The sequence below is a fragment of the Pseudoalteromonas sp. LC2018020214 genome, from assembly GCF_016598755.1.
Classification (GTDB): domain Bacteria; phylum Pseudomonadota; class Gammaproteobacteria; order Enterobacterales; family Alteromonadaceae; genus Pseudoalteromonas; species Pseudoalteromonas distincta.
The window spans coordinates 1,995,449-2,008,537 of the sequence record NZ_CP066804.1; the positions used below are offsets into that span (position 1 = coordinate 1,995,449).

The following is a 13,089-nucleotide window of genomic DNA, read 5'->3' on the forward strand; positions in this document are numbered from 1 at the left end:
GGTGCACTAATATGCACCCTTTGCCATTTATTCACCGCATTTTATATTAGCTGTTTCCTTTGCTTTAGGTTCAAATTGAACATTAGCAACGCGTACTTTAGCTGCGCCTTCACTTGATAAAACAAATGGCGCACTAGAGCGTTCAAATTCAACTCCCTTATTAGCAAAACACAATAGGTCTATCGATACTTTATGCCATGTACTTAATTTAAATTCTTTAATAATAGGCGCTATGTCAAACGAACCACACTTGCTTTTACCACAGCCCATTTGAACATTTAACGTTTTTTCTGGGTAGGCTTCTACACGCACATCGAATGTCAAGGCACTTTTATTGATTAAGTACTGCGATAAATCCTCTCTGTACCATGTTGAGCTAATTAATGCAGATGCATGATTACTGCCAGTCCAAGTGAATTCTTTTGCGTCTCCTTGAATTTCCTTGTCAGCTTCAATCATGCTTAAGCCTTGAATTTTACCAACCGGAGTTTGAATATCCTTTGTTTCTTGCTCTGTTTGCAATTGATAGTTCCAATCACCTTTTGCCCTACCTTGCATAATTACATAGGGTGTATTAGTGGGTACTTCAAATACAAAATCATTGTGAGTATTTAACTTACCAAGATTTACATTATCCTTGTAAGTTAAGCCAAATCCATAAGCAAATAATGGGTCGTACGGTTTGTCGAATCTATTTAATACAACTTGAGACGCGTATTTAGGCCATGAAAAAGAAAGCTTACCTTTGAAGTCATACTCGATATTTCCTTTTTTATTGGTAAATAACACGTCAGCTACACCTACGCCTTCACTACCTGGAAGCCAAGCAGCAACAAACGAATCAGATGCGTTTATTTCTCTATTAACCCAAAGTGGCCGGCCAGATAAAAATACAGATACCACTTTTATGCCCTTTGATTTTAATGACTCGATTAATTTAGCGTCACGATGAGAGTGAGCCTGGTACGCTATTGATTTCAAGTCACCAATCCACTCTGCGTATGGGTTTTCACCAAATACAACAATAGCTACATCGGGTTTTTCATCAAAGCTTCCATCAGGGCTCAATACCGCCTTACCACCTGCTTTGTTTACCGCCTGCTCAATACCATCAAAAATTGACGTTCCCCCAGGAAAATCAGACTTTACATTACCCTCACCAGTCCAATTAATTGTCCAACCACCCGTTTGCTTACTCATATTATCAGCGCCGTCGCCAGCAACTAAAACTTTACTATCTGGGCTAAGCGGTAACAAATTATTATTGTTTTTCAACAGCACTAAAGACTCTCGTACAGCTTGCCTTGCAATCGCTTTGTGTTCAGGAGCACCTAATAATTGTTTTTGGTTTGCGTATTTACGCTTTGATGGAAGTCCTTTATTGAATAGCCCCGAACGTATTTTTACTCGTAAAATACGCCTAACTGCATCGTCAATACGTTCAATGGGAATAATGCCATTTTCAACTTGCTCTATTGTATTACCTATAAAAGCTTTCCAGTCTTCGACTACCATAAACATATCAAGTCCAGCATTTACAGCCTGTGGGCAGCTGTCATTAGTACAACCAGGTATTTTACTATGCGAATTCCAATCACCTACTATAAAGCCATCAAAACCGAGTCGAGTTTTTAACACATCAGTAAGCAGATATTTACTGCCATGTAAACGCAGTCCATTCCACATATTATGCGAGGCCATAATACTTTGTACACCCGCTTTTATAGCTGGAAAATAAGCTGCAGCATGATTTTTAATTAAATCTTTTTCTGTTTCTCGATTATCGCCTTGATCAATCCCTTGATAAGTACCACCATCGCCCACCCAATGCTTAGCGGTAGAATAGATATGGTCGTCATCTAAAAAGTTAGATGTATTTACTTGACCTTGTAGCCCTTCAATCATTTCTTTTGAATACAAAGCAACTATCTCTGAATCTTCAGAGTAGCTTTCATAGGTTCGCCCCCACCGATCATCTCTGGCAACTGCCAATGTAGGTGCAAAGGTCCAATCGATTCCTGCAAGGAGGACTTCTTTTGCTGTTGCTTCACCAATTTTATAAATTAACGCTGGGTTATGCGCTGCACCCAAACCAATATTATGAGGATATAAAGTAGCGCCAATAAATTTATTATTACCATGTACGGCATCGATACCATACGTAACAGGAATAGCTACACCACCAGCGGATGTATCCATTGAGGCTAAGTACAACTCATCCATAAACGACACCCAATCAGACACACTTGCATTGCGGTCATTATGCAAAAATGTACCTCCTCCATTTAAAACCGATCCTAAATGGTATTTTTTAACATCTTGTGGGGTGACCCATGTTATTTCTGCTTGAACCATTTGACCGACTTTTTGTTCAAGCGACATTTTATTTATTAAGCGTGTAATGTCAGCTTCTAGCGCTGCATTTTTTTCTATTGCGGGTTTTTGTTTTGGCCATAGCGTTATATCATTTTTAGCAAATGCAGCTGAGCATGAAATGCTCAAAAATGAGCCTAAAACAAATGAAGAATAAATATTTTTCATTAAATTGATAACCTGATACTTTGTTAGTGTGGCGAATAGTTTTATTACAAATACACTATAATGTCGTTCAAATAGAGGTTTTAGGCGTTCTAATACGTGTAATACACTTTATTTGAACGCTAAAACTGTTTTAAATATTTAAACTTGTTCGATAATACATACCCACACGAATGACATAGATGTGCCAAATAACAATTTTAATAAAAGGTGTATTAAATTGTGAAAGAAGTACTTTTTAACACTCACGATCTCGCTTTAATTTTTACCATGTTTATATGCTTATCGTTTAGCGTATTTTTAATCACATTAAAAAAAGGGAATAAATTAAGTAACTGCCTACTTGCCTGCTTTTTATTAGCTCAAGCTGCTATTCCTATGGATAATCTTATAAACTTTGGTGAAGCATTTAGACCTTTTGCATTAAATTTATCGCCAAATTTGTTTTATACATTCGGCTTAGCATTTTGGTTAGAAGTCCCGCTACTTTTGCTCTATATAAAATCGTTAGTTAATAAAAATTATGAAGTTAAAAAAGTTGACGCACTGTATTTTATTCCTTTTATACTTTATGCCATCTATTTCACACTAGATTGGCTTATGCTCGACAACAGCGTTAAATTAAATGCACTCCAAAACGGTACTATTGAAACTACACCTATCGTTGATCGTATAATTTATTTTTCTCGAGAATGTTTCCGGTTTTCTATCAGTGTTTTGTGCTTTTTAGAATTACAAAAATATCAAAAAAATATCAAAAATGAATTTGCAGAACTAGAAAGTGTCGATCTGACTTGGTTAAAAGTCTTAGTTATTGGCTTTTTAGTTGTTCATTTAAACGCGATATTTGTCTCGCTTGGTATTATTATGTCTTATGACATTGGAATAATTGTCGATCACGAACTATTGGGGCTTACCTCTAACTACGCGGTACTTTTATTAATAACAAGCCTAATATTTTTTAGTGCAGGTCATTCAAGAATATTCCAAGGTATTGACGACACACTCACTACCGAACAAAGTAAATTGCCAGAGGTCTTTGAACCCGAAAAAATACAAAAAATTGAAAGCTACTTGCTACAAAACAAGCCTTATTTAAACCATTTACTCACACTAGATAACCTAGCAAGCCAATTAGGAATGGGGTCAAGAAGCCTTTCATCAATAATTAATAGGCACTTTGGTAAAAACTTTTTTGAGTTTATAAATCACTACAGAATTGAAGAAAGTAAACGGCTGCTACTTTTAGAAGAAAATAAAACAGTGACCATGTTGGACATTATGGATAAAGCAGGGTTTAACAGCAAAGCGACTTTTAATACATTTTTTAAAAAACTAGTGGGTATAACACCCACTCAATTTAGAAAAGAGCATTGGGAACGCCAAGCAAAAGCTTAGATTGTCCACTTACAACTCTCTACAACAATGTATTATGGCGTATAATTTTTTAAAATATACGCCTGATGATCGGGCATTACATTTGCTGAGCGACTAATTACTGATTCAATATTTTTTAGTCTGCGTTTTATCTCATCACGGCTTAGCCTGTCAACTAATGGGTGGTAGCTTTTAGGTTTAATGCCTTGTCCGTGCATAACAGCAAGCCAAGATGTTTCGTTAAATAACTCGTTGTCATGTCTAAATATACGACCGTTTTCACTAAACATATCTATTTTTTGTTTTAATGAATCTGGCATTTCTATGTTTTTACAATAACGCCAAAACTCACTATCATCGCGATTTGTTAACTTATAATGCAAAATAATAAAATCTCGAATACGATGATACTCTGTTTCAGTTTGCTGATTAAACAAATCAATATCGCACTGCGTAAAAGCTTTACTTGGGAACAACGTCATCAGTTTTGCAATAGCCGACTGAATTAAATGTAACCCTGTAGATTCAAGTGGTTCAACAAAGCCTGCCGATAAACCAATAGCAATACAGTTTTTATTCCAACTTTTTTTACGCATACCTGTAACCCACTGTAAGCTATTTATATCATTTAAAGGGCTTGATTCCAGTGTGTTTAATAATAAACTCTGCGCTTTATCGTCATCCATAAACTCGCTTGAATACACAAACCCATTACCTACTCTGTTTTGTAGCGGTATTCGCCAAGTCCAGCCAACACTCTGCGCCGTAGACTGTGTATAAGGGTTTAGTGATTTTGTAGATAAACAAGGCGCTGCAACCGCTTTATTACAAGGAAGTAGATGTGTCCAATCTTCGTAGCCCGTTTTAAGTGCTTGCTCAATTAGCAGTCCTTTAAAACCTGAACAATCAATAAATAAATCACCGCTGAGTACCGTGTTATCGTTTAACACTAACGACTCTATCATTCCTGTTACAGGGTTGGTTTTTACTTCATCAACCTGACCTTCAATACGCTTAACACCTTTATTTATAGCGTATTTACTTAAAAATTTAGCATAAAGGGTTGCATCAAAGTGGTAGGCATAATTAATACCTGCTAGCGGTGTATTTTGCTGGGTAGACGGGTGCATAAATTTGTTGGCGTAAGCACCTACCGATGCCAGTGAGTAGTTAGATAAGTTGGAAGTTTTTTCAAATTTTGGTTCATCTTGCATTTTCAACCAAAAATGATGAAAAGGCAGCGCCTCCATATTAGTACCGTAGTTTCCAAAAGGATGAAAATAGCGATGCCCTTTTTCCTTCCAATCTATAAACTCAATACCTAGTTTAAACGTTGCATTTGTAGAGCGAATAAACTCAGATTCATCGATATCGAGTATTGTATTGAATAGCTGAATTTGCGGAATAGTAGCCTCACCTACCGACACAGTGCCTATCTCGCTAGATTCAACAAGTGTAATGCTACAATTATCACAGCCAATAACTTTAGCCAACGCCGAGGCACTCATCCAGCCTGCTGACCCCCCACCGACTATAACAATAGACTTAATTCTTGAATCACTCATTTTTCATTACCTTATATAACAAAACGCTATGACTGCTTAATAAGCAGTCATAGCGTTTATTTATGTACTAATGGTATTTATTAAAAGTTACCTTTTAAAATAATACTAAATCGACGTTCGCTGGCAAACCAAGAGCGTGATATACGATTATTATCGTTGTCTATTTGCATAGAAGTACGCGCCACTTCGTTTGTTAAATTGGTACCTTGTAAGCCAATTTGAAATGAGTCCGTTAGATTATAAAATACAGAACCATCAAGCTGGCCACCCGCCTCGTTATAGATAGGTAATTGAGTTATTACATCTTTACTGGTTAGCAAATATTCAGAGCGCCAGTTATAAGCTAAGCGTGCATTTATGCCATACTTCTCGTACATAGCTACAATGTTTATGTTGTCTTTAGAAAGCCCTTCAAGAGGCAATCCATCAAATGCAACATCGGCGCCTTCTGTTGAATCAGGCTTATCTGGTGATAATCCTGCATTTGGTGATCCTTCTTCTTCAATATAGGTATAGTTAAACTGCATCCCGATACCACTAAAGGCACCAGGTAAAAAGTCATAAAACTGCTGGTAAGCCAGCTCAAAACCTTGCACAGAACCTTCATCACCATTTGTAGCACCGTTTACTTGTACTACCTGAGTAGCACCATTATTAGCAAACTCTCTATCTACTGAGCCATTAATAAAATAATTACTCATATCTTTATAAAAGAATGAACTCGTAAGCGAGCCAACACCTTCAGAAAAATACCACTCTAGTGCTAAATCGTAGTTGTATGACTCCATTGGTTTTAAAAATGGATTTCCCGAGTTAGCTGTATAGCGCGAATAGCGTGCGTCTTGAATTTGTCTTTCATCTGAGCTTTCATCGTAGGTGATCACTAAGTCTTCAGGCGTGATTTTTACAAAGTTTCTTAGGTTTCCTAGAGCCGGTAGTGCTATAGCTTCTGAAAAACCAAAGCGTAAAATTAAATCATCTTTTAAATTTAATTTTACATTTAAGCTAGGCAGTATATTTGTGTATTCGCTGTTTGCAGTTTGCTCTGTAAATCCTGCATTGCCAAAGGCCGCTTGATCCGAGGGTAAAAAATTATCGGGATCGGATGCATCGTTAATATCGCCAACGGTATCTGGGAATGTTAAAAAGCCATCTGTTTCATTTTTTATTTTTACATAGCGAAGACCCACATTGCCGCTATAAAACATGTCACCTAATTCACCTTCAAAATTACCTTTAATATAAAACGCATTATTTACTTCAGACGTTTCATTAATTTCATTATTTAAAAAATCTCCAACCGCGCCGTCTCTGCTCGACAAACGTTGCCAATTTGGTGATAAAGACGCAAAGGCAGATTCTGCATTATTGTAGTCTTTTACAAACGACTCTTTAGGAAACAAAAATGCTCCCTCTGAGGCAACATTTAATACCCCGCCTCTGGCGAAGTTATCAAAAGTTACCTCCTCATAGCTATCGCCTAAACTTGCACCTAGCTCGTCGCCTTGTGCATCAAACCATGCACTGCCATTACCTGCCCACGCCTCAGACAGCCATCCCCAATTAAAAGTAGACTGACGTGTAGTTTGCTCACGCTTAGCATAACGAGCACCAACTTTTACGCTAGTAAAAAAGCCACTATCAAATGTGTATTTTGTATCACCTGCAAAGGCAACTTCTTTACCATCATTATCAGATATGTGATCCATTGCACTGCGCCAAAAATAGTTATGAGGATCGGTAAAAAATCCTGCATCGCCGCTATTTGCAGGGTCAAGTAAAGTAATATCAGGTAACTCTGAGCCGTTTTGTTCAATACCAATTACAGCGCGAGTTGCGCCCATGACAGAAAAATCAAAAATCTCTGATGTAGACTCTACATATTGAGCGTCAAAATTAAACGACCATGTATCGTTAGGGCGATACTTAAGATTAAAGCCGTAATCGTCCACTACGTTATCTTGATCTCTAAAACGTGTGATCATCGCATGTTGTGCACCAAATTCACCTGATGGTTGACGCTGCGCATCATTACCACGCCAACCTGCATTTGATGTAATAAAACCCGATTCAAAAAGCCCTTGGTCAGTAATGTCAAATTCAGTACCTGCAAGAGCTACTAAATCATTAATAACAGCATCATCGGCCATTTCAATAGCGTGTTCGGTCCACGCTAGTGACGAATCCGAGCGAATAAATTGGGCTGTAGCTAAAAGCGTTTTACTTTCATTTTCAAACTGTAGTGCTCCTGCAAAACCTTCTCTGTCTCTGTCATCTTCTTTTCGGGTTAAACGCGTAGTACGAGGCACAAATACAGCTTGCCCATTAACAAATTCATTTTGCTCTTCGTAACGGCCTATTTGTGTACCGTCTGACTGCGCCTTTAGTTTAGAGTTTGAATAATTTACTAATACGCCAAGCCTGCCATTATCTAAATCAAATATATCGCTATATAGGCCAGAAAATGACGGTGTTGTTTCATCTGCAAATTCGCTATATGTTCCATCTAAAGTAAAAGCGATTACTCGGCCGTCGGCATCAAAAGGTTTACGTGTAACCAAATTGACAGTACCAGCTATACCGCCTTCAATCATATCTGCCGATTGGTTTTTAAATAATTCAACAGACCCCATTAATTCTGGCGGTACATCTTGAAAGCTTAACCCTCGCCCTGAATCTGCAGTAAAAGTGTCACGGCCGTTAAATTCACTGCGAGTATGTGTTAATCCACGAACAACAACACCGCTGCCTTCAACACCATAATGATCTGGATCGTTTGCAGCTGCAAAGCGTTCAATAGACACTCCTGGTAAACGGGTAATTGCCTCAAGTACACTTCGATCAGGTAAAGACCCAATATCTTTTGCTGAGATAGCATCGAGTACTGTTTCGCCTTCTCTCTTCATATTTTGGGCATTAATGAGATTTGAGCGTGTCCCTTCTACAATCACAATTTCTATATTATCTTCATCAGCTTTTGCTACGGCTTCTTCTTGTGCTGCAAATACATTACAAGAAAATGGTGATGCCATAATTGCAGAGGCAATTATCGACAACTTAAATTTACGGCTCTGTTTTATTTTCTTCATTCTTATTTCCCCAATCAGAATTTAAAGACTACTTACGTAGCACTTAAAATTCTTATCCTGTCTTTTTTGTGTATGTGGTTATCGTGCAGGTATAGGTTTAATAAAATTAAAGGAAAAAATCGCCTAACTAACCACACATACCGCTATTTGAACGCTTTATTAAGCCACTTTGGTTATATATACATACCTCGTTTTTATAAGTGGATTAATACATAGGGACTGAAAATCATACTGTTAAATAGTAATTAACACGTATTTGCAGCGTAATGCCCATTATTTAGGGAACTAAAGTATGAACTTACGTAAATACGTCCATTTAAACGTTCAAATTTATATTAATCTTACCCTTAGACGACTCTAATAATAACCTCTGTTAATTTATTTTTATCACACACCCATAAAGAGTTAGTAACAATGATTAACAAATATATAAAAGATTTTATTGCACTTACAGCAATCGCTACTTTAGTTAGTTGTGCGCCCCATAAACAATCAAATAAAGATACACCACTTTATCTAAATGAATCGGCAACAACTGACGAGCGCGTAAATGACTTAGTAAATCGCTTAACATTAGAGGAAAAAGTAGCTCAGCTATTTGATAAATCCCCCGCAATTGAGCGCTTAAATATACCAAAATATAATTGGTGGAACGAAGCGCTTCACGGTGTAGCAAGAGCCGGTAAAGCAACTGTTTTTCCTCAGGCGATTGGTCTTGCTGCTACATTTGATGAAGACTTAATGTTAAGAGTTGGTACGGCTATTTCTGACGAAGGCAGAGCAAAGCATCATGCCTTTTTAAATGAAAATAACCACTCAATGTATACAGGGCTGACGTATTGGTCGCCAAACATAAATATTTTTAGAGATCCACGCTGGGGCCGTGGCCAAGAAACCTACGGTGAAGACCCTTATTTAACAACCCGTATTGCGGTTAATTTTATTAACGGCTTACAAGGTGATAACTCTAAGTATTTAAAATCTGTAGCGACACTTAAGCATTATGCAGTACATAGCGGCCCGGAGGTTTCAAGGCACAGTGACGACTACACTGCTTCTAAAAAAGATTTAGCAGAAACCTATTTACCTGCATTTAAAGATGTAATAGCACAAACGGATGTAGCATCAGTGATGTGTGCATATAACAGCGTAAATGGCACGCCGGCTTGTGGTAACAACGAGTTAATTCAAAATAAATTACGCGATGAATTTAATTTTAAAGGTTACATCGTATCTGACTGTGGTGCTATAGCCGATTTTTACGACATAAAATCCCACAATATAGTCAGTACAGAAGCACAAGCTGCAGCTATGGCGCTTAGAACAGGAACCGATTTAAACTGCGGTGATCATCATGGTAATACCTATAGTTATTTAACTCAGGCAGTACAAGAAGGATTAGTTGAAGAAAATGATATAGATATAGCATTAAAACGCCTTATGTATGCGCGCTTTAAATTAGGAATGTTTGATGGTGCTAACAATGTGCCTTTTTCTAAAAAACCGATGACGTTAGTTGGATCTGCAGAACATTTAAAACTCACCGAAGAAGCCGCTCAAAAATCATTAGTATTACTTAAAAATAAACAATTGCTGCCTTTAAAAGGTAACGAAAGAATAGCGTTAATTGGCCCGAATGCAAATAACACCGCTATTTTATTAGGAAATTACAACGGCACACCTATCACACCTATTACCCCTAAATACGCATTAGAAAAACGCCTAGGTAAAAATAACCTTACATATTCTGCAGGCTCAAGTATTACCGGTGAGGTTTATACACATTACCAACCTATTGAGGCAAAACATTTTTTTCATCTAGATCATAATAATCAAATGCAGCCAGGGTTAATTGCCCAGTATTACCCAGCGAGTAATTTTGACCGTCAACCAGCTAAACGACAAATAGATAAAAATATCGACTTTAGCTGGGAACGTTCCCCTATCGACAACTCTATTGAGCAAGAATTTGCTGTTAAATGGGACGGAATAATTAAACCGGAGCAAACAGCACAATACTATTTCAAAGCCACCAATATGAGTTTTACACTTAATGGTAAAACCGTTAATGGCGCTATAACACTTAATAAAAATGAAGAATATATATTAACTGCACAAGCTAAATTCAATCATTTTTGGCATAGCAACGTTATTAACCCAACAGCGAGTTTAGGCTGGTTAAAAAACCCTCAAAACCTTACTCAACAAGCGCTAGATAATGCCAATGAAGCGGATGTTATTGTATTTGTAGGCGGTATTAGTGCCAATCTTGAAGGTGAAGAAATGCCACTGCAAATTGAAGGGTTTTCTCACGGAGATCGAACCAATATTAATTTACCTAAAAGCCAACTTAATTTACTTAAAAAGCTAAAGCAGACCGGTAAACCTATCGTACTTGTAAATATGAGCGGTAGTGCAATGGCATTAAATTGGGAGAACGAAAATATAGATGCCATTGTTCAGGGCTTCTATCCAGGTGAGGCAGCAGGAAGCGCGCTAGCTGGTTTACTTTACGGCGACTTTAGCCCATCAGGTAAATTGCCTATCACCTTTTATAAATCAGTTTCAGATTTACCTGACTTTAAAAACTACTCAATGCAAAACCGTACATACAAATATTATGAAGGTGAAGTACTTTACCCATTTGGTTACGGCTTAAGTTACGCAGACTTTAAATACAAAAACACACGTCATTCAATAAACGCAGACACTGGCGATTTAAACCTAACAACAACAATCGCTAACCAAAGCAGTTTTACAGCTGACGATGTTGTTCAAGTTTATATTTCTATGCCCGACGCGCCAATTAAAACACCTAATAAACAATTAGTGAGTTTTAAACACGTTACCCTTAAAAACAAAACGCAAAACGAGGTTAAATTCACAGTTCCTAAAAACCAACTCACTTATATCAATGAGCAAGGTAATGCCGTGGCTTACAAAGGACGCTTAATTGTTACGGTGGGCTCTGGGCAAGGTATTAAAATACCAAAAGATAAATTTACGGTGTCTAACATTGTTTTATAAAAATAATAAAAATCTAGGAATTAAAAAATGGAAAATACAGCAACAGATCCCACGCTCAGTGGTACATCTATTCAATTAGAGAGTATCGAAAACGAGAACTTGCTACGTATATTTTTTATCGCGTGCGTAGCTGCGATTGGTGGATTCTTATTTGGTTTTGATAGCGGTGTAATTAATGGCACAGTTGATGGACTCAAAGGTGCCTTTAACTCAGACAGCGTAGTAACCGGCTTTAATGTAGCAAGTATGCTGCTAGGCTGCGCTATTGGTGCATTAATAGCAGGTAAAAGTGCCGATCACTTTGGTCGTAAAAAGGTATTACTTGCAACTGCTGTTCTTTTTATTATCAGTGCCTGGGGCTCAGGCATTGCAGGGTCGTCTGGGGAATTTATAATTTATCGCTTAATTGGCGGCTTGGCGGTAGGTGCAGCTTCAATACTAACGCCCGCTTATATAAGTGAAATAGCCCCGACACGTTTACGTGGTACGCTTACTTCTATTCAGCAAATTGCTATTATTTTAGGATTATTTTGCTCTTTTTTAAGTAACTATTCATTAGTACAAATATCAGGGAACTCAACCGAAGTACTTTGGTCAGGCTTTGATACGTGGCGATGGATGTTTTGGATAGAATTAGTCCCTGCAACTATTTTTTTAGTCACTTTATTTTTTATTCCAGAAAGCCCGCGTTATTTAGCAATGAAAAATAAACAACAAGCAGGAATGAAAATTCTATCGCAGTTATTCGGTGCTAAAAACGCCAAATCAATGTGGGAAGAAATAAGGCAGTCATTAGGTAATAGCGGAAAAACAAAGATAAGTAACTTATTTCAAGCACACTCATTCAAGCTAAAACCAGTCGTTTATATTGCAATTGGGCTTGCAACATTACAGCAACTAGTCGGTATTAACGTGGTATTTTATTATGGCGCTATATTATGGCAGGCTGTTGGTTTTTCAGAATCAGATGCGCTTTTAATCAATATTATTAGTGGCGTAATTAGCTTAGTTGCCTGCTTTATTACTTTATCGCTTATTGATAAATTAGGCCGAAAGCCATTTTTATTAATCGGTTCAATAGGCATGACCTTCTCACTCATTGGTTTAGTTGTCGCATTTTCTAACGGCACTATAGACCCTCAAGGACAATTACAACTTGGCGACTGGGGCTTTACTGCACTCGTACAGGCCAACTTATATGTATTCTTTTTTAACCTTTCATGGGGTCCTGTAATGTGGGTAATGCTCGGCGAGATATTTCCAAATAACATGAGGGGATTAGGCTTAGGGGTTGCAGGGCTTGCTCAATGGCTGGCTAACTTTTTAGTTACTATGACCTTTCCAATATTGCTAGCCGGTGGAGGGCTTGCACTCGCGTATTCGCTCTATGCTTTTTTTGCTTTTATATCGGTACTTTTTGTTATTTACTTAGTAACTGAAACCAAAGGAACGAAACTAGAAAACGTATAACTTTATCGTCCTAAATAGCTAAA

6 protein-coding genes are annotated in these 13,089 nt (G+C 37.5%); 3 read left to right on the plus strand and 3 right to left on the minus strand.

The window, feature by feature from the left end; all coding sequences use genetic code 11:
- Nucleotides 1-27: 27 nt before the first annotated feature.
- Entirely contained in the window at nt 28-2,541 is a 2,514-nt protein-coding gene (locus JG479_RS08840; RefSeq protein WP_200218738.1) for a glycoside hydrolase family 3 protein, read from the minus strand.
- A 219-nt stretch (nt 2,542-2,760) separates the two neighbouring features.
- Here JG479_RS08840 and JG479_RS08845 point away from each other — a divergent pair, with 219 nt between their 5' ends.
- A complete protein-coding gene (locus tag JG479_RS08845; protein WP_101163043.1) occupies nt 2,761-3,936 on the plus strand; it encodes a helix-turn-helix domain-containing protein in 1,176 nt (391 codons plus the stop codon).
- A gap of 32 nt (nt 3,937-3,968) precedes the next feature.
- On the opposite strand, the gene JG479_RS08850 is transcribed toward JG479_RS08845, so the two are convergent.
- Together JG479_RS08850 and JG479_RS08855 are read right to left on the minus strand one after the other, a co-directional pair.
- Nucleotides 3,969-5,480, minus strand: coding sequence for a tryptophan halogenase family protein (locus tag JG479_RS08850; protein WP_101163044.1), 1,512 nt, complete (start codon nt 5,478-5,480; stop codon nt 3,969-3,971).
- An 80-nt stretch (nt 5,481-5,560) separates the two neighbouring features.
- Nucleotides 5,561-8,569: a TonB-dependent receptor gene (locus tag JG479_RS08855; RefSeq protein WP_200218740.1), complete on the minus strand. Its 3,009-nt coding sequence runs from the start codon at nt 8,567-8,569 to the stop codon at nt 5,561-5,563.
- A gap of 414 nt (nt 8,570-8,983) precedes the next feature.
- Here JG479_RS08855 and JG479_RS08860 point away from each other — a divergent pair, with 414 nt between their 5' ends.
- Both JG479_RS08860 and JG479_RS08865 read left to right on the plus strand, forming a co-directional pair.
- Entirely contained in the window at nt 8,984-11,596 is a 2,613-nt protein-coding gene (locus JG479_RS08860) for a glycoside hydrolase family 3 C-terminal domain-containing protein (RefSeq protein ID WP_200218742.1), read from the plus strand.
- A 27-nt stretch (nt 11,597-11,623) separates the two neighbouring features.
- Entirely contained in the window at nt 11,624-13,066 is a 1,443-nt protein-coding gene (locus JG479_RS08865) for a sugar porter family MFS transporter (RefSeq protein WP_200218745.1), read from the plus strand.
- Nucleotides 13,067-13,089 lie beyond the last annotated feature (23 nt).